We start from the raw sequence: 25429 nt of genomic DNA, 5'->3' as shown, positions 1-25429 counted from the left end.
TACTAACTCAAACTGATAACATAAAACGGGGGTGTAGTTTATGCAGCTTCAGATAGCAGGTGAAAACACGATAAATGTAAACGATGGGGAGACCATATATGAAGCGTTAAAAAGAAACGGCATATATCTTGTAGCGCCGTGTGGGGGTAAAAGTACCTGCGGTAAGTGTAAGGTTAAAATACTTGAGGGTAAAGCAGATTGTAAATCATACGGAAGACTTCAGCAAAGTGAAAGACTTGAGGGAGTAGTTCTGGCTTGTCAAACCACTTTAAAAACCCCTCTTTTTATAGAAATCCCTAAGCAGTCAAGGCTTGTGCTTGGCGGAAAAATAGCCGTATCAATTTTTAAGGATACCGCGGCGTATTTAAAATCATACAACGTGGAGATTGACCCTATTGTAAAGCGCTCATGTTTGCAGCTTCCTCCTCCCACCATATCTGACAACTTAAGCGACCTTGAAAGACTCAAGCGGGCGCTAAGCGATCATGGCTTAGGACATATAAGATTTTCATACGAGCTCGTAACCAGTATCTCTGACACTCTGAGAGAGGCAAACTGGAGCGTTACACTATCATACAAAAAAGGACAGCAGGGTGATTTTAGCGAGGCACTGTCCCTTTTTTTAGCCAATGAGTGCTCAAGACGTTATGGACTTGCCATAGACATTGGAACGACTACGGTTGTGGTCTATCTGATTGACCTGATAAATGGTGAAATTATAGATATTGGTTCCACATATAATTCACAAACCCGCTATGGCGATGATGTTATTACAAGAATTGTGTTTGCTACAGAGGGTGGCGGACTACATGACCTAAGACAGGCCGTAACTGAGGATATAAACACACTTATAGAATCACTTACTGACAAACACCACATTAGCAGGTGTGAGATAGATGCTGCTGTAATCTCAGGCAACACCACTATGTCTCATATCTTCTGGGGCCTTAACCCGGGCTCAATACGGGAGGAGCCCTATATTCCCACAGTCAATTACTTTCCCCTGTGGAGAGGCGCTGTGTCAGGGTTAAAGATAAACCCACAGTCTCCCGTTTATACATCTCCTTGTGTGGCAAGCTACGTAGGTGGTGATATAACTGCCGGAGTCCTTGCCTCTAAAATGCACAGAAACCCTGAGATTTCCCTGTTTATGGACATAGGGACAAACGCTGAGGTTGCAATAGGAAACAATGAGTGGATTATGGCTGCCGCCTGCTCGGCAGGCCCGTGTTTTGAAGGCGGCGGAATTAAACACGGGATGAGAGCAACTGCAGGAGCAATAGAATCAATAAGAATTGATCCTGTTACGCTTGAGCCTGTAATAGGAGTAATCGGAGGAGTGCCGCCTATGGGAATATGCGGCTCCGGTATGATTGACGCAATTGTTGAGATGTTTAAAACTAGGATAATCAATCAAAAGGGAATGTTTAATCCCAAAAAGTCGGAGCGAATCAGAGAAGGCGAGGAGGGTCTTGAGTACCTGATACATTCAGATTCTGCTGCTCAGCGTGATATTGTGCTTACTAAGGTGGACATTGAAAATCTGATACGGGCAAAGGCCGCCATTTTTGCCGGAGTGTCTTTGCTCATCAATGAGGTCGGCTTAACACTTGATGCTATTGACAGGGTGTATGTGGCAGGAGGGTTTGGTAATTCTCTAAATGTGGCAAAAACTGTGATGTTAGGAATGATACCGGATTTGCCGGAGGACAAATATACCTTTTTAGGAAACACATCTATCATAGGCGCATATCTGGCACTGATGAGTGACTCACTGCGTGGAGAGCTAGAGGATATCTGCTCTAAAATGACTTACGTAGAGCTCTCCGTAGTTGGCGGCTATATGGATGAGTACATGTCAGCCATGTTCATTCCACACACGGATATGTCTAAGTTTCCAACGGTGGCTGCCACCATGGGGTTTTAACAGATTATGCCTGTAATAGAGTTACTTGATGAACGTGTGATAGATAAAATAGCTGCAGGTGAGGTCATAGAGAGGCCGTCATCGGTAGTTAAGGAGCTTTTGGAAAATGCGATAGATGCCTGTGGAGAGGAAATCAGAGTAGATATACTAAATGGCGGTAAGCGTCTGATTCGCGTTTCAGACGATGGCACTGGAATGGACAGAGACGATGCTCTGACCTCACTTAAGCGACACGCCACAAGTAAGATTCGCTCGGAAGGGGATCTATTAAATCTAAAAACCCTGGGGTTTCGGGGAGAAGCGCTTTCCTCAATCGCTTCAGTTTCCAGAATGAATATAACAACAGCTCTTCGGGGAGCCGAGGTTGGAACTTTTGTAGAAATTTACGGAGGCGAGGTTAAATCCGTAAAGGAGAAAGCCTCAGTTGGCACAACTATAGAGGTCAGGGAGCTCTTTTACAACACACCGGCTCGAAAAAAGTTTCTTAAAAGCACCCAGTCCGAGCTGTACCACATCATGGATGTGGTGACGCAGGCTGCGTTGTCATATCCTGAACGCAAATTTATCCTCTATGTGGATGAAAAGAAGGTGCTTGAAGCCTCTGCCGCATCAGGTATCAGAGAGCGTATTATGCAGCTCTACGGTATGGAGTTTTTAGACGGGCTTATTGAGTTTAAAAATAATTCGTATGATGCCAACGTGTCAGGCTTTGTATCAAAAGAGGGAAACTATGCGCGCTCACGCTCTCACCAGTACATTTTTGTTAATGGCCGCCCCATACGTGACGCCTATATTCGACATGCCGTGTATCAGCCCTATAAGAACATTCTGCCTGAGGGAATGCACCCGCACTGTTTCCTCTACATGGGGGTAAAGCCAGAGCGGGTGGATTTTAACGTACATCCGCAGAAATTTGAAGTGCGGTTTTCTGAGCGTGAAACTATATATAAGGCTGTCCTCAGTGCCGTCTATAAGGCCGTTATTGGCAAAGACATGGAGACAGATACAAAAAATCCCTCCTCAGGCAAAGCATATGGGGATTTTCAAAGGCAGAGAGAATCGTCCGCCGCATCGGGTGCGCAGACATACGGCAGCAGATTTGATGAAAAATTGAGCAACTATGATAAAGGTGACAGGCCTAAAACTTCTGCTTCAGATGATAGCGCCTATAGTGATGCCACAAGACAGCCGAATACGCTACAAGCAGAGAAAAACACAGGGCTTCCCATAGCGTTTGAAGCCGGGCGCAGGTTTCTATACCTTGGGGATGTTTATGTTGCTTATGTGGATGGGGGAGGACTGTGCGTCGCTGACCACCATGCATGTCATGAGAGAGTGCTTTATGAAAAGCTAAGGGACGGAGTTGGACTCATTCGCCAAGGGATTTTATTTCCCGTACAGGTGCAAGTACCGGCACGGGAGTATGTGTTATTAAGCAATAGTTTACAGGCCTTAAGAGATATGGCAATAGACATAGAGGAGTTTGGCTCAGACACGTTTATAATCAGAGCGTTGCCGGATGGGCTTAAAGGCGCTGATATTGCTGCAATACTAACAGATATTGCTTCAAACCTTGTGGACTTCTCATCAGGTGGCTCGCCTGTTGAAGAGACTAAAGAAAAAATAGCAAAACGCATAGCCTGCCACAGTTCAGTGCGAGGAAAAGCCGTGTTAAACGACTCTGAGATGTTTAACATGCTGAAAGACCTGGACAACTGTAAAGACCCTTACCACTGCCCGCATGGACGCCCTACCAGAGTGTATCTGACGCTTGACAAGCTAAAAAAGCTGTTTAAACGAACATGAAAATTTTTAAAGACATCATTCTTTATTAAAATAAAGGACTCTGAAAATTTTTGTTTTTTACTTCTTTTTTCTCTTGACTTTTTTAAATTCACCTACTATACTGTAGGTGTTTTACGGGTGTTTGGGAGGATTTAAAAAATATAAAAACAGAATGATTTTTAGAGGACAAATGTCTCGATTTTTAGAGGTCATAGCATTTATGGTAACTAAAGTAGCAAAGGCTTTGATATCAGGCAATTTTTTTGTTACGATTGTCACTTAAAAACTCAAAACTTATATGGAGGTACAATAGGTTATGGAAAAGAGTAACGGTGGTATAAGTGAGGACTGGTTGTCGTTGCTTCTTGGTATTTTCATTTTTATTGTGTCGTTAGGAATATTTTTTGGTTCTGATCTTCTTGGCTGGGGAATCAGCACTAAAGTGTGGATGGATCCCTCCAAAGCGATGTCTCCGGTTTCAAAACATTTTCAGTCAGTAAAGGGAGAGATTACAAAAATAGAGGGCTCTAAACTGACTCTCAAGCATGCTGATGGTAAAGAGGAGGCCGTAACTGTAAAGGAGGATGTCTCTACCCTCAAAGTCGGTGACAAATATGAGAAGCAGGGAGTTAGCGGTTTTGCCTCGCTGTTTTTCACATACGCAGCCATGCTTGTAATTATGCTTATTGGCGCAGGGTTAATGCGTGTAAACGTGGGTAAATTTGCGATAGGATTTACAGTAATATTCTGGCTTAGTTACCTGTGTTGGCTTACGGGTCATTACGCCCACATAGCGGCTACCAAAAACCAGTTAGCAAATTTTAAGATAAGCTGGGCTTTGAGTCTGACCGGTGAGGCTGGTTTTATCGTAGCGTTAATAGCTGGTCTTATCGTAGGTAATTTTTTCCCTGGTTTAGCAGGACTATTGAAAGAAGCGTCAAAGCCTGAACTATACATCAAGACCGCTATAGTAATCATGGGAGCAATGCTGGGACTTAAGGCTGCGGAGTCTTTCACGTTGGCCTCGGCAGTGTTATTCAGAGGGTTTTGTGCAATCGTGGAGGCCTACCTTATCTACTGGGCGGTGGTCTATTATATTGCAAGAAAGTACTTTAAATTTAGCAGCGAGTGGGCAGCACCACTTGCGGCAGGAATATCAATCTGCGGAGTGTCGGCAGCTATAGCGGTAGGCGGAGCTATAAGGGCACGTCCGGTAGTTCCAATTATGGTATCCTCACTTGTTGTGATTTTTGCAGTAGTTGAGATGTTGATTTTACCTTTTGCAGCGGAAGTATTTCTATGGAAGGAACCCCTTGTTGCCGGAGCATGGATGGGGCTTGCAGTTAAGACAGACGGAGGGGCAGTGGCAAGCGGAGCCATAACTGACGCTCTGATACGCGCTAAGGCTCTCGATATGACTGGTGTCAAGTACACTGAGGGCTGGATTACCATGGCCAGCACAACAGTTAAGATGTTCATAGATGTGTTTATCGGCGTATGGGCCTTTGTTTTGGCTATTATCTGGTGCGCAAAGATAGAATGTAAAGAAGGGGAAAAGGTAAAAGTAATAGAAATCTGGCAGAGATTCCCTAAATTCGTTATCGGATATGTTTTAACTTTCATACTGTTTTTAGCCTTATGTTTCCCATTCACCAGGGCGCTTGCTCCCGTGGATAAAGAGGTTAAAAAGATGAAAGATGAAGTCACTATGATGGAAAAGAAATTAGTTTCCGTTAAGGGTACCCCTGAGGAGTCTGCTATAAAGACTCAAATAGAACAATCAAATGATAAAATAAAAGCATTAAATGGCAGTGTTAAAGAGCAGAGAGCTGCGCTGGCTAACGCCAAATTGTCCACAGATGAGAGTAACACATTCAGGGTTATGTTTTTTGTCCTGACATTTTTCACAATCGGCCTTGTGTCGAACTTCAAAAAACTGTGGGAAGAGGGAATAGGCAAACTTGCAGCTGTTTATGTTCTATGTTTGTTTGGGTTTATAATCTGGGTAGGGCTTTTCATTTCATGGTTATTCTTCCATGGAGTAAAGCCGCCGGTAATTACAGGCTAAAGGGAGGTTTATAAACATGGCAGATGAACCAAAAATTTCCGAAGAATTAAAAAAGATGGAATATGAGCCGCTTTCCTCAATAGAGAAAAAGCTTATAGCATGGAGCCTTGGAATTGGAGTAGCATCTTTGGTGTTTTTTTATTGGCTAAGCATATCGTTTTTTCCTGGCGGCCATTGATTTATTAAGTATTATGATCTGAACGCAAACGGATTGGACATAGTGTTGTCAGCTCTGATGTGAGGATACGATCTTAGGCAGAGTCTTCAGAGCAGATGGCACTTTGTCCACGTCCTTTGTTCCGCCCTGGGCCATTTCAGCATTGCCCCCGCCACTGCCATTTGCTTTTTCCGCTATTGCTTTAAGAATCTTTCCGGCGTGATATTTGCCCGTAAGATCTTTTGTTACCATAGAAAGCAGCGATGCCTGGCCGTCAAGCTCTGACGCTAAAACCAGTACCACTGAACCAATCCGTTCCTTTAAGGCATCGGCAAACTCTCTAAGCGCTTTGCGGTCAAGTCCATCCTTCTTTATTGCCAGAGTATTAACCCCGTTTATAACCTTTACGCTATCCATCACACTTGAAAGATCATTGGTGAGATTCTTTATTTTTAACGTCTCAAGTTCCTTTTCAAGCTCTTTTACATGAGTGGCCAGATCGTTAATCTTCTCAAGCGGAGAGTCAGTTCTGAGATAATCTGAAATCGCTCTCAACTGAGCTGCCTTAGAGTTTAGATACTCCAGGGCATAAGTTCCCGTTACCGCCTCTATCCGTCTTACCCCTGAGGCTATGCTTCCCTCAGACAGTATTACAAAGAGCCCTATATCTCCGGTTGCCTTACAGTGGGTTCCTCCGCAAAGCTCCTTACTAAAACCACCCTCCACCTCTACCACTCGTACAGAATCCCCGTATTTTTCGTCAAACAGTGCCGTCGCCCCATAAGATATTGCATCGTTTAGTCCCATTACCTGCGTTAGTACCTTATGGTTAGCAATAATCTCTTCATTAACCAACTCCTCAATCTTCTGTTTTTCCTCTACAGTGACCGGATAGAAGTGCGTGAAGTCAAACCTGAGCCTGGAGGGAGAGACTAAAGAGCCGGCCTGTTTTATGTGATCACCCAGAATGCTTTTTAAACTTGCCTGTAGCAAATGCGTTGCCGTATGGTTTCTCATAGTGGCGTGACGATGTTTTTTATCCACCTTACAGCTTACATCGTCAGATACCTTTACTGTCCCTTTATTGATTATAACCCTGTGTATTATCAGATTATCATGTGTCTTTTTAGTCTCTTTTACCTCTGCTTTAAATTTATCGTTAGATATAATGCCTGTGTCTCCAACCTGTCCGCCGGATTCGCCGTAGAATGGGGTTTTATCCAGTATCAAATCCCCCTCCTGTCCCTTAATTAACTCGCTTACCGACTCACCGTCCTTTACTATAAGATTAACCGTTGATTCTGTATCAAGCATGTCATATCCAAGAAAAGAAGAGCCGCCATCCAGCCGGACAGCCTCGTTGTATATGGATGAAACCAGAGCTGAAAGTCCGCCGGTGTCCTCTGTCCACGAAACACGGCCACGCTTTTTCTGCTTATCCATTTCCTCGTTAAATCCGTTTTCATCGGTTTTAAGGCCGTTTTCACGGGCTATATCTGCTGTTAGATCCGGGGGGAAACCAAAAGTGTCGTAGAGTTTAAAGATTTCCTCACCGGATATTGTATCCTCACCTGCTGACTTAAGAGTAGAAATCAACTCATCCAGAATTTCAGTGCCTTTTTCAAGGGTTTTAATAAACCGCTCCTCCTCAAATTTCAGGATTTCCTGAGCGCGTTCCTTCTCTCGTGTTATCTCAGGGTAAATATCCCCCATGGCCTCATCAACGCTGGTTACAAGTTTATGCAAAAACGGCTCTCCCACTCCAAGAAGCCGCGCATGTCTTGACGCCCGCCGGATTATTCTCCTTAACACATACCCTCGTCCCTCGTTTGAGGGCATAAGCCCCTCACTCAATAAAAACGTGACTGAGCGCATATGATCCGCTATTACCTTTATCGAGGTATCTTGTTTTTTATCTGCTCTGTAAGAAACGCCGGTTTGTGAGGAAATTGCCTCTATAATCGGGACAAACAGATCTGTATCGAAATTTGTCTCTTTCCCTTGTAGCACTGAGCTTATCCGCTCAAGCCCCATGCCGGTGTCTATGCTTGGTCTGGGAAGCGGTGAAAGAGTGCCATCCAGTCCTCTGTCGTACTGCATAAAGACAAGATTCCACAACTCAAGATACCTGTCACAGTCGCAGCCAAGGGCACACTCTGGCTTGCCGCAGCTCCTTTGTGGGCCAAGGTCTATGATAATTTCGGAACAAGGGCCGCAGGGGCCGCTATCTCCCATTTGCCAAAAATTGTCTTTTGCTCCAAGCCTCACCACCCGGTCCTTACTGATTCCGGTGTGCTCAGTCCAAAGCTCTCCGGCCTCGTCATCGTCTTCATAAATTGACACCCAGAGCTTATCAACAGGAAGCTTAAACCACTCGGTCAGAAGTTCCCATGCAAACTCTATTGCATCTTTTTTAAAATAATCGCCAAAGGAGAAATTTCCAAGCATCTCAAAAAAAGTGTGATGCCGCGCCGTAAACCCTACATTTTCGATATCACTTTGCTTACCGCCGGCTCTTAAGCACTTCTGGCAACTTGTAGCCCTGCTGTATGGTAATTTTTCTAACCCCTGAAAAATACTTTTAAACTGCACCATCCCCGCATTGGTAAAAAGCAGGGTCGGATCACTCTTTGGGATTAACGAGGAGGGACTAACCACCTCATGGTTTTTCTTACGGAAAAACTCTAAAAAACTCTCTCTTATCTCTTTACCTGTCACGCTTGTTCACTTCCGGATCGTTACTGCGTATTTCAACAAGTCTGTCTCTTTTGAAAATCAATGTAGTTTTATATATCTCCAGCCGTTTGTAAGTCCACTGCACTTTTTCACCGGTCTCTTTATCAGATAAACTATCGAGCATTTTTATATCATTTGGAGAGCCAAGCGAATATCTAACCTGTTCAGGGGTCATGCCAAAGTCTATTTTCCCCTGGCGTATTAATTCCTTAACATTTTGAGGATAATCCGCTATCTCTTGCTCTGTGTATTTTACTGAATGCGTACACGACAGGATTAACACAAATGAAACCGCTATCAAAAATTTAGTTTTCAAGTTACCTCCTTTAATACATGTTTTATAGTCTCAGCCCCAAAACCTCTCCGATTAAGGATTCCATAAAGCCTGTTAAGTTTAACTCTGAGAGGATAATTTTTTAAAGAGCTTTCTTCTTTTTTTTGTATAAGTATTTTAGCTTTCTTAATCTCGCCTTCAATTGAGTAACCATAGGAGAGTTCATCCTGCAAATCTCCCATAACCTCACGCAATGTCTCCTCTATAATACTCTCCGGAATGCCCCGCCTCTTCAGAGTGTCTGTGACTCTTCTTAAACCCATCTTTTTAGAGCTGTCTAAGTAGATTAATAAGTTGCGGGCTAATTTTGAGTCATCAACAAACCCGGCCCCTTTAAGGTACTCCAGAGTTTCCTCCGTCTCAGCCTCCGCATATCCTTTTTGCAGGAGTTTTTCCCTGATTTCTTTTTCACTTCTGTCTCTGAAATTCAAAAGCCTGAGAGCATAAGCTTTTGGACTCTGAATCTTTGGTGTCACTCATCTAAATCCGGTGTTGAAACGGGGGACACTGTACGGGTAATTTTCCCAGCCTCAAGAATCCTCGCCTCTGCCTCTTTTAAAATGTTTTCGTTTTCAGTCAGGAACCGTCTGGCATTATCCCGGCCCTGTCCTATCTTTGTAGTGCCGTAGCTGTACCATGTGCCGGTGCGTTCAATTACTCCCATCTCGACACCCAAATCAACAATCTCACCGGCCTTAGAAATTCCCTCATTGTAGTATATGTCAAACTCAGCCTGTTTAAACGGAGGGGCAACCTTGTTTTTAACTACCTTTACGCGGACTCGCCCGCCTATTATTTCCTGATTAACTTTCAGATTATCTATTTTTCTTATATCAAGACGCATAGAGGCGTAAAACTTAAGGGCGTTACCGCCGGTTGTGGTCTCAGGGCTTCCAAACATGACGCCGATTTTTAGTCTGATCTGGTTTATAAACACAACTGTGGTTGATGACCTTGCGATGGCCGATGTGAGTTTTCTGAGAGCCTGACTCATAAGCCTTGCCTGAAGCCCCGGTAACTGATCTCCCATATCGCCTTCAATTTCCGCTTTAGGAACCAGCGCCGCCACCGAATCTATAACCAAAATATCAAGAGCGTTGCTTCTAACCAGAGTTTCAGCCACCTCAAGTGCCTGCTCACCGCTATCGGGCTGAGAAATCAAAAGCTCCGAAATTTTAACACCAAGCCGCGAGGCATAGGCAACATCGAGAGCGTGTTCAGCATCAACAAATGCGGCGACCCCTCCGGTTTTCTGTGCCTGTGCTATGGCACTTAGCGCAAGTGTTGTCTTTCCTGAGGACTCAGGCCCAAATATTTCCACAACACGGCCTCTTGGGAGCCCTCCCACACCAGTAGCAATATCAAGAGTCAAAGAACCAGTGGGAATCACTTTAATTCCCTCAGTAACGGCAGACTCACCCAGCTTCATTACAGTGCCCTTACCAAAGGTCTTCTCTAACTGCGTTATAGCGGCCTCTATTGCACGCTCTTTATCTTTAACCGCCTTTTGTGTATCAGCTTCTTTTGCCATTTTTTATATCTCCCCCGTCTCCCCCGAATCAGAGCCTTACATCAAAGCTTACCTGAAGCCATTAGTATGGTTTAAAAAACCTGCCATATTATAGCCTAAAAGGAATTTTATTTCCAAATGGTTTTAAGCTAATTTTTTTTAATAGTTAGGGGAAGGCGCTTTTCTTTCGTTTAATAGTACGATCGTTATTATACGGAATTACCATGCTCTGTAGACGAACTCTATCCATGTTTTTAAAGAATATTTGCATCCTTGACAATATCCATAAATCTTGTCCCACAAGTTTTAAAGTAAATAGGATAAGCTTTTGGCCCAAATGTAATCTTTGCAATTTCACTTTCTCTTTTTATGTCTTTGGCATTTTTTCTTCTTCCCGTTCTCCTACTAATCTTTGTTGTAAATCTTCCAGCCAGTACTATTGGGAAAAATTCTACTCTTGTACATTTAAGCTTACATGTTTCCATAACTCTAAATGCGCTCTTGACACAAGTATTAAGTTTTTTAATAGTTGTATCCAGCCCATGATCCTTTCTATGTGTATACTCGGTAACTGCAAGGTAAACTAATTTCTTATTTTTAAATACAAAAAGAATATTGTCACCGGATTTCTCCTTTTGTCCATGTCCCTTAATTTCAACTGAGACCTTTTCCCCTTTAAGTATTACACAATCAGGAACATTTACAAGATTTAAATAACAACCCTCCTCGCCACATGAATCTTCAATAAAATCTTTGTATTGCTTCTCAATACAACTCTTAGGATTAAGCTTTTCATTGGTAAAACTCATAACTAATCTTTAAGTCTCTGGATTTTTACGTATTCATCGTATAAAGCTTCATAAACCCGTTCAAATTCCTCATCTGAGATGCCGTCTTCCTCTGTTTTTTCAACCTCTTTGATTTTATAACCGCTATCCTTTTTATCATAACTAAAAACATAGACTCCAATCTCATCAGGATTCAAAAAATCATCTGAAGCGTAAGTTTTTTTAACCTCGGGTTTCACTTTGCTCATAAGCATGAAGTTATTTATCTGCTCAAGCAGGTACTCACTGTGAGTGGTAATTACAAGTTTTAGACCCTTACGTATTAACTTAACAAAAAACCTTGCTATTTTTCGCTGGTTTTCTGGATGAAGGTGAGCCTCAGGCTCTTCTATTATCAAAATATCGTCCTGTCTCACTAAATGTTTTAAATACAAAAAAAGTGGCGCAAGCTCGGAAACAGTTGATGAGGCTAATTGTAAAGGTATATCATGTTCATTATAAATGTACGAAATCTCAGGCCTTTGACTGCCATTAATTGTTGTCTCAAGTCTCATTTCACCTTTTATAATATCTTTTTCAAAATCTCTGACAAGAGTATAAAATACCCCGGGTTCTACTGGCAGGCCTATTAAGTCAGAAATTAAATCAAAAAAAGAACCCGGAAGTTTTAACTTGTCTATTTCCCCAATACCCTCTATTATCTTAGAAGCAAGAACTTTATAACTTTGAAAAACTCCGGAGCGTGATGCAGGCAAATATAATGTATTAAAGTCCACAGGAATTATTAAATTAGTAAGCACCTCATCCAATAATACTTTTGGTGTTAACGTACTTTTTTCTTTTATGTGCAAAACAATAATATTCTCTTGAATTTTTTCAACACTGAATTCTGTATTTAAATTTTTATTAATTTTTATTTGAATCCTGATATTTAATTGTGGATATGCCTTAAGTTCTAATCCTGAACCTTTTTTCTTGCAAAAAAACTCATAATCATTGCCATTGGCCCGAATTGTAGTAGTAGTTTTTGACTTATTAATCCTAACCAATTGTTCTAAGGGGCTTTTGAATATTTTTCTGATTTCAATCTGAAGTTTAACCATCAATGCTTTTTTTATATAGCTCTCATATGTTTTCTCAATTATGTCTCGTGGTATTTCTATATCTTCTAAATCAGTTATTAAAAAATTATCAATAAAATTGTAAAACTCAATGAAATCATTTTTATTAATCGAACCAGAACCAAACACGGCGCTCATCCCAAAAAAAATCTTATCTTGAATACTAAAAGCACCAGGCTTAAAAAATTCACTTAAAGAATGAATCATCATGGCAGCGTAAGACTTTCCGGAATTATTGGGACCTATCAGTACGGTAAGTGGTTTTAGTTTTATGGTGCCTGAACTTATCGGACCAAAATTTTTTATCGATATTTCTATATCAGTCTGCTCAGAACGTTTTGTTCTCAGAGGTAGAGTTTCTGTACTTACAGTTTTAGCTTTCATCGCAATTGCTTCTTTAAAAATACTTTCATTTAAAATTACCGTTAAAAAAGCCTCCCTTGCGGCAACAATATCACTTGTCTCATCAGCCCAATCTTCAATATAATCCAAAAAAGCATTTCTGGAAAGCGAAATTGCAGTTTTAAATCTGACTGAGTGTTCACCAAGCATTTTTATAGTGTCAACTGTGTTATTCATTGTTTTCATGAATAGATTTTTTAGCCAAATATAAACCCATTCTTTGCTCTTTAGATTTTTTTCTATCTCTTTATCAATTTTCTTTTTTGCATCAGGCAGAATAACACCAACATATTCTTTATTTTCAAGAGATTCAAGCTCTGATAGACACCTAAACGGCATGGTTGTGTCTTCTCTGTTTTCATAGTGCTTTTCCATCATAGCTAAAATAGTTCTGCCGGCTTCAAAACTGTGTCCTAAGGCTATTGGAAGCGTCTCAAGCGTCTCTCTGTTTTTATCAAAAAGTGTAGTATGTTTTTTTCTTTCAGGTTCTTTATTAATAAAATGCCACGCAGCAAGAAACTCCATCATCGTGGAGTGCATAAAGACATAACGCTCTATACCATTGACCATACCGGCAGATATTAATATATGCTCTCTTTTGCATATCTCTTTCCATGTGGTAGTTTTAGCTTTAATATATTTTTTAACAGACTCATTTACTCGTGTTTTTGAGAATTCCTTAAAAACTGTGTCCAGGTCTTTATCTGAAAACTCACGGAGAGGTTTTTCGTTTTCAGGGCTGTACAGAAGTTTAAACGACAATAAAGAAAGATTTGTAAAAGGCAGCAATAACTCAGGATTGGCATAAAAGAAATTGTCATCTTTTGCTTCTTCAAAAAACCCAAGCAGTGTTTTTTCCTTTAGTAAAATATCCTCTTCTTTTAAATTATGCCATATACGTTTAAGAATGAATTTAATGACTATATCGTACATATTAAAACGAAGCTCAAAGGAGTCAAAATGCTCATAGTATTTAATGATAACCATTGCCATTAATGGAGTGTTTCCGACCATGATTATACCAGGATTTTTAAGTGCATCTGTCTCAAGTTTCACTAATTTTGCTTTGTCATCCATTACAAGGCGTGAGAGGTCTATTATATCGCTATATTTTAAATGATTAACGTAAAAAATAAATTCTTTGTATTGTTTTGGGTCATCCACTTCATTTTGTCTTGATGATATGAAAAACTTATTTGAGTTTTGAAGTTTATCCTGCTTGATTTCCTCAAAAAATTTATTAGCCAAAACGTGCAATATATGATCCTTTACTGTGTTTGTCAGGGATTCATCGAGAGCATCTATAAGCACAATAAGCTCGCCATTAGTCCAAGTTTTTTTAACCTCTGTAAAAGCTTCGTTAAAAAAATTCTCTTCAGCTCTATCTAATTCAACTGCTCTTTTAGGAAAAAGAAATGCAAAGAAAACCACCTTAAGCAGGGTGTTTATATTGTTGTTAGCAAGGCCGGTAAACATATAGTCTGTAAAATCCCTTGTGCTTACAAGCAAAACAATTGCGTTGGGATTTTTATTAAAAATTTTAAAGGCCATATATTTTAGAATAGTGGTTTTACCGGCGCCGGGCAGCCCCATAATAAAACCCTTATTATATTTTTCGGAAATGTCTGAAGCCGATACCGTGGTGACGGCATTTTCGTCTTTTACAGCTCTTATGAAAATTCTATAATCTATGTCGCCATTACCCGATTGTGTCCTACCAGTTTGAACCTGCACACTTTTAGCAGTAGTGCTTAAAGATAAATTCAGAAAATTCTTTTCCATACTAATGGGCTCGTATAGATTTCCAAAAATAGGAATTTCTTGACAGTCGTTAAATAGCTTATTGAGTCGGTTTTTTAATAATATAGAAGTTATACCCCATGCTTTTGTTTTTACTACTAAACGGTGGAGCGTGTCATATTTGGATGTATCTTCATAACCTTTGAGTCGCGCTTCAATTTTAAAAGATTCTTTTGTAAAGGGGGAATTAGTATCTGTTAATAAATCCTCTATTGCATCGCTCAGGTTTTCAGTTATTACAATTTCCCATGTTTTAGCGAGCTTTTCCATTCGTGAAAGAGCAATTGTCTTAGGGTCACGATAATCCACAGGGTCACCGTCTTCATTTATTTCTAAATTGATGAAACCGTAATCGGCAACAATTCTAAGCTTTACTTCAACGTCGAAATTATCCCTTATCCGATTTTCAACAAACAGCTCTTTGCAAAGACCGATAAAACCTTCACGTTCGGTTCCGAATATGGCAACAGCATCATAAATAGTTTTAACAATTTTGTAATTGTTTTTTTCTGCTCTTTCAGCAACCTCGGCATAGAAATATTTCAAAAAAAAGCCTATAGTGTCCTGATTTATTTTATTGAACTGACTGGTGGAATCAATCAGGTCAATCAATAAGAATATACCGTTTAGCTTCTTATATTTTTTATAATCTGTAACAATATCCATTGTTTCTATTGTAACATATCAAAATAGCTGTCTTATAATTTTTTTAAATAAACTATTGACAAACAATAAATCAAAAGAATACCATAGACACGATGTATCAAATGAGGACATGTTAGGACACGATGAACCTGACAGTAAAAGATATGGCAGCACTTTTAAATGTTTCCGAAAAAACCATCTACCGGATGATCAGTAACGATACAATCCCGTGTTTCCGGGTAAGCAGCCAGTGGCGGTTCGATAAAAATGAGATAGCCTCATGGCTTGAAGATAACAGGTCATTTTCTAAGAAAGTTAAAATGGATGCCCCCTCTATCGAGGATGAGGAGATAATCTCGATAGCTGAGTTCATACAAAGAGGCGGTATTTATTACGATATACCGGCTGGGTCAAAACAATCTGTAATTCTAAATTGTCTTGAACACATCCAGACAAGGATTCAAGACATGGACACGGGAAAGCTCCTCAGTCTTATAATGGAAAGAGAGAACCTATGTTCAACTGCCGTTGGACATGGTGTAGCTTTGCCCCATCCAAAAACATTTGTGTCCTTTGGCGAGGATTCCTATATAGCTCTTTGCCATTTGCAAAATCCGATACCTTTTGAAGCTTTAGACCACGAAGATGTGAATACCCTGTTTTTCATATTCCCTAAAAGTGAACGCAGGTTTTTAAGAATACAGTCAGTTTTACTCAGGCTTCTAAAAGATGAAGAGGTGTTATCCATGGTTAAGCAGGTTTCACCTTATGATAAAACCATCAGCGTTTTGTTTAACAAAGAGGCTGAGATATTCAAAAGTCCGCTTGTATGAGAAACCCGCTATGGATTTGACCTTAATATCCCCTGTGAAATTAGCAATATCGTCTGCCACAGCGTTTATTCTACCGGTCTTATTCGTTATTGTAAGCGGTAAAAACCGGACTTTGATGATATACATCGCTTTTTGTGTCTCGGCGCTGGCTTCATTAGTGACTTCTTTTGCCGGAGTGTTGTCAGTGACAGAGGGGCTTACCGAGCAGCTGGTGCTGCCAATTGGTTTACCCGCTCTTCCGTTTCATGTGAGGCTTGATCAGCTCTCCGGATACTTTCTATGTATTGTCGGATTACTTTCATTTTATGTCTCAATCTATTCAATAGGCTACGTAAGGGGATTTGCTTCAGGTAAGCCGATAAAGAGATTAATAGTGTTTTATAATCTCTTTATTGCTGCAATGTTTATGGTGGTACTTGCCGATGATGCCCTGTTTTTTCTTATTTCGTGGGAGGTCATGGCTGGGGCATCCTACTTTCTGGTCATGTTTGAGGATGGGCACAGTGAAAACAGAAGGGCTGCTTACCTCTACATGGTAATGGCCCACGTAGGAGCCGTTTTAATCCTTCTTGCTTTTGGTGTGCTGGCTGGTGTTACAACAGGTTTTGAAAATTTCACAGGTTACACGTTTGATGCAATGAGAGCAGTGGATTTTCCCGTCAGATGGGCAACTGCGGCGTTTTTACTTTCTTTTGCCGGGTTTGCAGCTAAAGCCGGTGTTATACCTTTTCACGTATGGCTGCCTGAGGCGCATCCGGTGGCTCCGTCAAATGTTTCCGCTTTAATGAGCGGCGTGATGCTTAAAGTTGCTATATATGGAATAATCCGCATTACTTTTGACATCATACGGGTCTATCCATGGTGGTGGGGCGCTCTGGTGCTTATCTTAGGGTTGGTCTCTGCCGTTATGGGCGTGCTGTACGCGCTGATGCAGCATGATTTAAAAAAACTCCTTGCCTACCATTCAGTGGAAAATATAGGAATAATTCTTATAGGGATAGGGCTCTCTATGATATTTACCTCGCTTCATCTGCCTAAAATGGCAGCTCTTGCCCTTATAGCGGCTTTGTACCATACAATAAATCATGCGATGTTTAAGGGACTATTGTTTATGGGAGCCGGCGCCATTGTTCATGCCACACATGAAAGGAACATGGATGAAATGGGAGGACTCATACGCTTTATGCCGTGGACTTCTGTGTTGTTTCTTGTTGGCTGTATATCCATTTCTGCGCTTCCCCCATTTAATGGATTTGTTTCCGAATGGCTGACCTTTCAGGCGTTTTTGCTCTCTCCGTCTATACCAAACCAGCTTATGAAGCTTCTAATACCGCTTGGAGCATCGCTGCTTGCTCTGACCGGTGCACTTGCTGCCGCCTGTTTTGTAAAGGTTTTTGGAGTTACATTTTTAGGGAATTGGCGGGGCCATAATCAGCCAAAGGTAACAGAGGTTGGTTGGACAATGCGCATCGGGATGGCGTTTGCAGCTCTTACCTGTCTTTGTCTTGGTATCATGCCTACAATTATGATAAACTGGATGGATGTTATTACAGAAAGGCTGTTTGGGGCAGCGCTCACTACAACCTCAGGCGTGTATGGCTGGATGTGGCTGACTCCTGTGGATCCAGACCGTGCCTCATACTCAGGCCCTCTTGTTTTTATCGGCATTGTCGTAGTTTGCGCGGTAACTTATTTACTGCTTCATGTGCACTCAGGGAAAATCCGCAGAGTACCGGTGTGGGATTGCGGATTTCAAAAGCTTAATCAAAAAATGCAGTACAACGCCATATCTTTCTCTATGCCTATTCGCAGAATCTTTGGATATATGTTTGATATAAAAGAACAGATTAGTCTCTCCCCGCAGCAACGGCACCCGGCATTTCCTCTGAAGTCAAACTACTACCTCCGCATAAGAGACCGTTTCTGGGGCTGGATCTACAAACCTATCGTTGACATAGTGTTTTTGCTGTCCCGAAAGACCGGTACACTTCAGCATGGGCGAATACACCTGTACCTTATTTACTCATTTGTAACAATAATCTTTTTATTGGCTCTGTTATGAAATCCTTACATTTAATTTTTATAGAAGCACTGCAGGTAATGATAGTGCTGGCATTAGCCCCTGTATTTGCAGGATGGGTGGATATGCTAAAGTGTTGGTCTCAAGGGAGATCATCAGCCGGAGTGTTTCAGCCATACCGAAACATTACTAAGTTATTCATCAAAGATGTGGTGTTAGCCGATAACGCCTCATGGATATTCCGCTTTACGCCGTATTTGGTGTTTGGCACTGCGGTTGTTGTTGGAAGCGTGATTCCTATAATTTCCATGAACCTGTTTTTAGCGCCCAGCGCCGATATTATTGTGATAGCAGCAATTTTTGCAACCGCACGCTTTTTCATGGCACTGGCAGGAATGGACATAGGCACGGCTTTTGGAGGGATGGGCTCAAGCAGAGAGATGATGATAGCTTCTCTGACAGAGCCGGCATTTCTTATGGCTATTTTTACCGTGTCGTTGGCCAGTAAGTCAACATCACTGTTTCACATAGTACACTCGTTTCAGAGCGGCATTCTGGTTTTGAGGCCATCAATAGTGTTTGCTTCAATTGCGTTTTTTCTTGTTGTCATAGCAGAGGCAGGCAGAGTGCCGGTTGATAACCCTGCCACTCATCTGGAGCTTACTATGGTTCATGAGGCAATGATTCTTGAGTATTCTGGCCGGCACCTTGCACTTATTGAGTGGGGATCAATGATCAGGTTTTTGCTCTTTTCCTGTCTTTTGATTGCGTGTTTTCTGCCATGGGGGATAGCTGCCACAGACAGTGCACAGGAGATTGCCGTAGCAGTTTTTTTAATGGTAATCAAGCTAGCCGTAATCGGGGCCGTGGTTGTATTGATAGAGACGGGGCTGGCTAAGATGAGATTATTTCGGTTAACTGAATTTCTGGGAGCGGCGTTTTTAATGGCTGCTCTTGGTATGATATGTTTTTTCATTCTGGAGTGATAATGATTATGAACTTACAGGTATTGGCACAGATAAACAGTTTTTTGGCAGCCCTTGTGTTGCTTAGCGCTTTTGCAATGCTTGCTCAGAGGAAAATAAAGAGTCTGGTTACATTATTTGCGTGGCAGGGGCTGTTTCTTTCAATCAACACGGCAGTTGTAGGGTTTGTGGCTGCAAAACATCATCTTTATATATCATCAGTGTTAACGCTCTCTATAAAGGTAATTCTCTTACCGTATATACTGTATGTTCTTGCAGTGCGTCTAAAGATAAGGAAAGAGGTGGAAACAATAGTAAATATCCCCACAACAATGCTGATTGGTATTGCTCTTGTTATATTTTCCTATCATCTTACAGCCCCGGTAAGACAGCTTTCCACCCTTGTAACCCGCTCAACGCTTGCGGTAGCACTGGCGACCGTCATGATAGGACTTTTGATGATGATTACAAGAAAACATGCAGTTACACAGATAATAGGGTTTCTTGCAATGGAAAACGGACTGTTTTTTGCCGCAACAAGTGCAACATATGGTATGCCTCTTGTCGTAGAACTCGGAGTTGCTTTGGATGTTTTAATTGCTGCCTTTATCTTTGGAATATTCTTCTTTCAAATAAGTACAACATTTGACAGCCTGAGTGTGGAGCAGATGGAAAGCCTCAGAGAGGACAACTGATGATTCTTCTTATCTTGCTTATAACTCCCCTTGTTGCTGCTTTAGCTTTGGCACTGATTGGCGACAGGAGATTTGCTCCTAATGTAAACATTTTAGGCTCAGCGTTAACACTTGCGGCAGGCGTTGCACTTGCCGTTAAGGTATGCAGCACAGGGGCGATTATAGCAGGTGGCAAGTTCTTTTATGTTGACGCTTTTAGCGTATATCTTTCAGTGCTTACTTCTTTTGTGTCTATGACCACGGCTATTTTCAGCCGCAGATATATGCAAAGAGAGCGGGAACACGGGCGGATTGGGCATATCCGTATGCGCTTTTATCATGCAATGTTTCAGATGTTTATCTTTGCAATGCTGCTATGTCTTCTGACTAACAACATAGGCGTGTTATGGATAGCTATGGAGCTTGCCACCTTATCAACTGTGCTTTTGGTCTCTCTCTACCGCACACCGAGCGCTATCGAGGCTGCGTGGAAATACTTTATCCTGTGCGGGGTTGGGATTGCTCAGGCACTGTTTGGCACCGTATTACTGTACTTTGCTGCCGAAAAAGTGCTTGGAGAGGGTGGAGAGGCGCTCCTTTGGACAAATCTGATAGGGGTAAGCGGGAAACTTGAGCCAACTGTGCTTTCTCTTGCATTTGTTTTTCTGGTTGTGGGTTACGGCACAAAGGTGGGTCTTGTTCCCCTTCACAACTGGCTTCCGGATGCCCACAGCGAGGGCCCTACGCCGATATCGGCAGTGCTTTCCGGGCTTTTGTTAAATATCGCTCTCTATGCCCTTGTAAGATGTAAGGTGCTGGTGGATGGCTCTACGCACAGCCACTATGCCGGACATATTATGATGGGTTTTGGCATTGTCTCTATATTAGTTGCCTCCTTTTCCATTCTAAGACAAAAAGACATCAAACGAATGTTTTCATACTCATCGGTGGAACACATGGGAATTGCCACTTTTGCCTTTGGCCTTGGCGGTTCCATTGCCACCTATGGCGCACTGCTGCATATGCTTATGCACAGTCTGACAAAGTCCTCCATATTTTTTACCACAGGGCACGCCTGTCAAATGCACTGGACACAAGAAATTTCTAAAATAAGGGGTCTTTTTAAAAGCGACACGTTTGTTGGCTGGACTCTTATGTTGGGTGTTTTGGCAATAGCCGGTATGCCGCCCTTTGGTATTTTTACCAGTGAATTTCTAATACTAACGGCTACCATTAAGGATGTTCCACTGTTGACTCCCTTTATCCTGATTGGGCTGGCTGTTGCCTTTGCAGGGCTGTTAAGGAAAGTCCAGTATATGGCATCAGGGGATGTCCCCTCATACTATACGCCGCTAAAGACAGCCCGCACGCCGGTTTTGCTTCACATGGCGCTTGTGCTCGCTCTGGGGTTTTATATACCGGATTTTTTAAATAAATGGTTTCAGAGTGCCGTGGAGTTACTAAAATGAAAATATTAGAAGAGGCCCTGATAGCTGCATTTGAAGCGGAGGCGATACCGCATGAAAAGGCTGCTCAGTCAACATTTACAGTCCCTGTGGGGAGATTTGCTGAGGCTGCCAAAGTGTTAAAAGACGCCTATGCGCTTTTGTGCGCAGAGTGGGCCTCGGATGAGACGGTCTTTGGCAGTGGGTTTGGCATTTATGCCTGTTACCACTGGGGAGGGGAGTATCTTATAGTGAAAGCAGAGTTACCCAATGATAATCCGACATTTCCAACCCTCACTAAACACTTTGTACCAGCATACAGGTTTGAGCGGCAGATACACAGTCTGATGGGGGTAATTCCTGTAGGCCATCCTGATGACAGGCCGTGGATAAAATTTGAGGACTGGCCTTCGGATACCTTTCCGCTTAGGAAATCTTTCAATGCCTCAACCCCTCTGATGCGCACCGATGGGCAGTATCAATGGCTGAAGGCTGAGGGTGAGGGTGTGTATGAGATACCGGTTGGGCCGGTACATGCCGGTATAATTGAGCCCGGGCACTTTAGGTTTCAGGCAGTTGGTGAGACAATCATTAACCTTGAGGAGCGTCTTGGCTACGTACATAAGGGGATAGAGAAGAGATTTGAGGCAATGACGTGGGAAAGCGGTGTAAAATTAGCAGCTCGTGTATCCGGAGATACAACAGTAGCACATGCTACAGCGTACTCAATGGCATTGGAATCAATGACACGCACGGAGGTACCGGCAAGAGCTCAATGGTTAAGGGCGCTTTTTCTTGAAAGAGAGCGAATTGCCAATCATCTTGGAGACATTGGCGCTATTTGTAATGATGCGGCCTTTGCCTTTATGTTGTATCAGTGCTCCCGGCTTAAGGAAACAATTGTTCGCACAAATTATAAACTCTTCGGCCACAGGTTTTTGATGGATCGGGTTGTACCGGGCGGAGTGGCGGCAGATATAGATTCAAGCGCCAAAAAGGAAATATTATCAGAGCTTAATATTATTGAAGAGGACTTTGAACACCTTGTAACCATATATGAGGAGAGTTCCTCGCTTGAGGACAGGGTGCGCAACACAGGCATTTTGACCTCAGAGTTAGCAAGAGAGCTCTGCACTGTAGGAATAGTGGCGCGTGCCAGCGGGCTTAACGTGGATTGCAGAATTCATACTCCATATCCACCGTATGATTCATTGCAAATAGAGCCGCCTGTGCTTACTGCTGGAGATGTTCACGCAAGAGTGTGGGTAAGAGTTTCAGAAATCAGGGAGTCTGTACGGCTTATACGACGAATCCTTAGGGGGATACCGCAGGGCGGCATTGTGACTGACTGTAGGGTTCCTTTACCTGAGGCTACGGGGTTTGCTGCCGTAGAGGGCTGGCGCGGAGAGATTATCTACTGGTTGCAAAGCGGCCATAGTGGTGATGTAATTAACAGATGCATGGTCAGAGATCCGTCCGCTCTTAACTGGCTGGCTCTTGAGCAGGCTATAAAAGGCAACATTGTACCGGATTTCCCTCTGTGTAATAAGAGTTTTAATCAATCATATTCGGGGCACGATTTATGATTAGAATTCTGCGGCAGATATTTCGTACCGGTATTGTTACAGAGCTGACCCCACGGAGCGATGACCCTAAAATAACAATTGGGGAAATTAAATTAGAGGATTCAGTAAAAAAACGCTTCCAAAGAAGTTTGACAGTAAGAGAGGTGGATGCCGGTTCATGTAACGGTTGTGAGCTTGAAATCCATGCCATAAATAATCCAGTGTATAACTGTGAGCAATTTGGAATACACTTTACAGCTTCACCGAGATTTGCCGATGTGCTGCTTGTCACTGGGCCTGTAACGGCAAATATGGAAATAGCTCTCCGCAGAACATACGATGCCGTACCGTCTCCAAAACTTGTAATAGCAGTAGGTGACTGCGGATGTAACGGCGGGATATTTGGACAGAGCTATGCCTCATTGGGAGGCATTGATAAGGTAATTCCAGTGGATATTTATATTCCAGGCTGTCCTCCGACACCCACAGATATTCTAAACGGATTTTATAAGATATTTTTGTGATGAACTGATGTAATCTGCTTATCCGGATTGAAAAAAAAGGCAGCAACTTTTCTTTCTATCGAAATATCGTTTGATATCTCCCCTTTTGGCGCTATGTTCCAGGTCCATGTTTTCTCAGGCAGTGGGAGGTTGATACCTGTTAGCGTGTAGTATTGGTTTAGAGATTGTGTGCGATGGTTGCGTTCAATAAATTCAAAATCCGTAATCAAACACACATTGGTTTTTAATGCCATGAGAGCATCCAGATGCGCTTCCAATACCTCGTTTTCCCATCTCTTTAAGACAGTGCCATCCTCTGAGGCTTTGTTTTTTAGAATATACTCTCTTGGCATAACGGTAAGCTGTGAAAAAATGTTCAGGGATATTACAAGGTCGGTACAGTTGCCCTGAGTCTCCGGTAAATGAAACATCTTTGGCATAGGCAATTCAATATGCTCAGTAGTGTTTGTCCGGTTTTTGATTAAATTGAAGATGATCTCGGATGTCTCCGTAATATCACAAGAGTGTGAAACCACGTTAGTAAATTTTCTTATGGTTTTGAGAATTTTACCAAGATGAACAATGTCAACTAAAATAACTTTCTCAAATGTCTGGCTGAGTTGTAATAATGGTAAATCCAACAGATTCCCAGAGCCAAGCACAACAACCGTTCTGAAAGCTTTGCAACGCTTGAGAGCATTAATGATGAAATTTTTAGAATTTTCCAGATGCGGTGACCATGCTGCCTTACATCTTTTATAGCGGGCTTCTATAGCAATCGCTTCTTTGAGATAGCCCATACGTTTAACATAAAGAGGTGCCGGAGTGGTGAGATAAGTTAAAAACTCAGCAATCACAAAACTATAACTGCTTAGTGGAATTAATCAGTTCATATATGGCTTTAGAAACGTTAAGGACATTTTTAGCGGTTTCATAATTAATCATATTTGGGCCATCACAGAGGGCATTGTCAGGCTCCGGGTGTACCTCCATAAAAAGTCCGTCACAGCCGGCAGCAACCGCTGCTTTTGCCAATGTGGGAACAAATTTCCGCTCTCCCCCTGAGGCATTTCCAAGCCCACCCGGCAACTGTACACTGTGGGTTGCGTCAAACACAACCGGAAAGCCATACTGTTTCATAATAGGAATCCCCCTGAAATCCACCACAAGATTGCCATAGCCAAATGTTGTGCCGCGTTCGGTTATGAGGAGATTTGTGTTTCCGGTTGACGTGAATTTCGCGATTACGTTTGTAATATCGGAGGGAGCCATAAACTGTCCTTTTTTGATATTTACTGTCCTACCCGTCTTTGAGGCTGCTATGATTATATCTGTTTGTCTGGAAAGGAGTGCTGGTATCTGGATTATATCCACAAACTCGGATGCAATTACAGCCTCCTCAGCTGAGTGAACATCGGTTAAAACAGCGACATCGTATTTTTCTTTCACATCGTTTAATATTTGAAGGCCGTTTTCTATTCTTTTAGCCGATCCAATACCCCTGAAGCCATCTAATGATGTTCTGTTTGCCTTATCATAGGAACTCTTATAAATGAATGTTATTCCAAGTGAACTGCATATTTCCTTAAGCTCAAATGCCGACGACATAGCAAGCTCACGGCTCTCTATAACACAGGGCCCTGCTATCACAAAAAAACCTGTTCGAATTTTTTGGTATAAGTCCATATGCTGGGGTATTATATAATATAGTTTTGCAAAAAAACAGCGAAAATGCCTATAATTGAATTATATAATGGTTACGTGCCGGTACAGATTATATCTTTAGTGATGGGAGAGAGTATGCATGTGAACGATATTCCAAATATTACCGAAATGAGCGTACATGAAAAGATACAATTAGCAGAGGAGCTTTGGGACAGTATTGCTTTGAACGAGTTAGATATTCCAGTACCTCAAAGCCATGTAAATGAATTAAATAAACGATTTAGTAATTATGAAAACAATCATGAACAGCTTCTTTCTTACGATGAACTTAAGTCACAATTAGTAAAAAGGAAATGACAGGATATATTCAATAAACTGTGTCAAGTGTGAAATCACCTTAAACGGTAATATCCAATTTTAGCCTACCCTCAAAAAATAAAGCAAGTTGAGAGACAGTCTGGCTCCAGTTTCTCAATGGCTGTCTCC

General features: G+C 42.0%; 20 protein-coding genes. 12 read left to right on the top strand and 8 right to left on the bottom strand.

The window, feature by feature from the left end:
* Positions 1 to 40 precede the first annotated feature (40 nt).
* From HQK88_11745 to HQK88_11730, 4 genes are all read left to right on the top strand, one after another.
* On the top strand, positions 41 to 1927 hold the full coding sequence (locus tag HQK88_11745) for a DUF4445 domain-containing protein (GenBank protein MBF0617474.1): 1887 nt from the start codon (positions 41 to 43) through the stop codon (positions 1925 to 1927).
* Between the two features lie 6 nt (positions 1928 to 1933).
* Entirely contained in the window at positions 1934 to 3733 is a 1800-nt protein-coding gene (mutL, locus tag HQK88_11740) for a DNA mismatch repair endonuclease MutL (GenBank protein MBF0617473.1), read from the top strand.
* Positions 3734 to 4028: 295 nt separating this feature from the next.
* Entirely contained in the window at positions 4029 to 5780 is a 1752-nt protein-coding gene (locus HQK88_11735) for a putative sulfate exporter family transporter (GenBank protein ID MBF0617472.1), read from the top strand.
* A 16-nt stretch (positions 5781 to 5796) separates the two neighbouring features.
* The gene (locus HQK88_11730; protein ID MBF0617471.1) at positions 5797 to 5958 is read left to right on the top strand and encodes a hypothetical protein; all 162 of its coding nucleotides are present in this window, start codon (positions 5797 to 5799) and stop codon (positions 5956 to 5958) included.
* Positions 5959 to 6006: 48 nt separating this feature from the next.
* On the opposite strand, the gene alaS is transcribed toward HQK88_11730, so the two are convergent.
* From alaS to HQK88_11700, 6 genes are all read right to left on the bottom strand, one after another.
* Positions 6007 to 8655, bottom strand: coding sequence for an alanine--tRNA ligase (gene alaS, locus HQK88_11725; GenBank protein ID MBF0617470.1), 2649 nt, complete (start codon positions 8653 to 8655; stop codon positions 6007 to 6009).
* A complete protein-coding gene (locus HQK88_11720) occupies positions 8645 to 8989 on the bottom strand; it encodes a hypothetical protein (GenBank protein ID MBF0617469.1) in 345 nt (114 codons plus the stop codon). The genes alaS and HQK88_11720 overlap by 11 nt, the downstream gene beginning before the upstream one ends.
* Positions 8986 to 9483, bottom strand: a complete 498-nt coding sequence (locus HQK88_11715) for a regulatory protein RecX (protein ID MBF0617468.1) — start codon at positions 9481 to 9483, stop codon at positions 8986 to 8988. Before HQK88_11715 ends, HQK88_11720 begins: the two co-directional genes overlap by 4 nt.
* A complete protein-coding gene (gene recA / locus HQK88_11710; protein ID MBF0617467.1) occupies positions 9480 to 10538 on the bottom strand; it encodes a recombinase RecA in 1059 nt (352 codons plus the stop codon). The genes HQK88_11715 and recA overlap by 4 nt, the downstream gene beginning before the upstream one ends.
* Positions 10539 to 10771: 233 nt before the next feature.
* A complete protein-coding gene (locus HQK88_11705) occupies positions 10772 to 11326 on the bottom strand; it encodes a hypothetical protein (GenBank protein MBF0617466.1) in 555 nt (184 codons plus the stop codon).
* 2 nt (positions 11327 to 11328) lie between these two features.
* Positions 11329 to 15294 (bottom strand): AAA family ATPase, encoded by a 3966-nt coding sequence (locus tag HQK88_11700; GenBank protein ID MBF0617465.1) that lies wholly within the window; start codon positions 15292 to 15294, stop codon positions 11329 to 11331.
* 122 nt (positions 15295 to 15416) lie between these two features.
* Here HQK88_11700 and HQK88_11695 point away from each other — a divergent pair, with 122 nt between their 5' ends.
* From HQK88_11695 to HQK88_11665, 7 genes are read left to right on the top strand one after another with little or no spacing between them, the layout of a single operon-like run.
* Positions 15417 to 16106, top strand: a complete 690-nt coding sequence (locus HQK88_11695) for a PTS sugar transporter subunit IIA (protein MBF0617464.1) — start codon at positions 15417 to 15419, stop codon at positions 16104 to 16106.
* Positions 16107 to 16116: 10 nt separating this feature from the next.
* Positions 16117 to 18168, top strand: coding sequence for a hydrogenase 4 subunit B (gene hyfB / locus HQK88_11690; protein MBF0617463.1), 2052 nt, complete (start codon positions 16117 to 16119; stop codon positions 18166 to 18168).
* Positions 18165 to 19112, top strand: coding sequence for an NADH-quinone oxidoreductase subunit H (locus HQK88_11685; GenBank protein ID MBF0617462.1), 948 nt, complete (start codon positions 18165 to 18167; stop codon positions 19110 to 19112). Before hyfB ends, HQK88_11685 begins: the two co-directional genes overlap by 4 nt.
* 8 nt (positions 19113 to 19120) lie before the next feature.
* The gene (locus tag HQK88_11680; protein MBF0617461.1) at positions 19121 to 19786 is read left to right on the top strand and encodes a formate hydrogenlyase; all 666 of its coding nucleotides are present in this window, start codon (positions 19121 to 19123) and stop codon (positions 19784 to 19786) included.
* Positions 19786 to 21234: a hydrogenase 4 subunit F gene (locus HQK88_11675; protein MBF0617460.1), complete on the top strand. Its 1449-nt coding sequence runs from the start codon at positions 19786 to 19788 to the stop codon at positions 21232 to 21234. The genes HQK88_11680 and HQK88_11675 overlap by 1 nt, the downstream gene beginning before the upstream one ends.
* A complete protein-coding gene (locus HQK88_11670; protein MBF0617459.1) occupies positions 21231 to 22796 on the top strand; it encodes an NADH-quinone oxidoreductase subunit C in 1566 nt (521 codons plus the stop codon). Before HQK88_11675 ends, HQK88_11670 begins: the two co-directional genes overlap by 4 nt.
* Positions 22793 to 23299 (top strand): NADH-quinone oxidoreductase subunit B family protein, encoded by a 507-nt coding sequence (locus tag HQK88_11665; GenBank protein MBF0617458.1) that lies wholly within the window; start codon positions 22793 to 22795, stop codon positions 23297 to 23299. The genes HQK88_11670 and HQK88_11665 overlap by 4 nt, the downstream gene beginning before the upstream one ends.
* Here the strand turns inward: HQK88_11665 and HQK88_11660 are convergent.
* Both HQK88_11660 and kdsA read right to left on the bottom strand, forming a co-directional pair.
* Entirely contained in the window at positions 23281 to 24135 is an 855-nt protein-coding gene (locus HQK88_11660) for a hypothetical protein (GenBank protein MBF0617457.1), read from the bottom strand. The genes HQK88_11665 and HQK88_11660 overlap by 19 nt on opposite strands.
* A 4-nt stretch (positions 24136 to 24139) precedes the next feature.
* Positions 24140 to 24964, bottom strand: a complete 825-nt coding sequence (gene kdsA / locus HQK88_11655; protein ID MBF0617456.1) for a 3-deoxy-8-phosphooctulonate synthase — start codon at positions 24962 to 24964, stop codon at positions 24140 to 24142.
* Between the two features lie 114 nt (positions 24965 to 25078).
* Here kdsA and HQK88_11650 point away from each other — a divergent pair, with 114 nt between their 5' ends.
* Entirely contained in the window at positions 25079 to 25300 is a 222-nt protein-coding gene (locus HQK88_11650) for an addiction module protein (GenBank protein ID MBF0617455.1), read from the top strand.
* Positions 25301 to 25429 lie beyond the last annotated feature (129 nt).

It is taken from the genome of Nitrospirota bacterium, assembly GCA_015233895.1.
Taxonomy (GTDB): Bacteria; Nitrospirota; Thermodesulfovibrionia; order Thermodesulfovibrionales; family Magnetobacteriaceae; genus Magnetomonas.
This window is presented reverse-complemented; position numbering and strand designations above follow the sequence as displayed.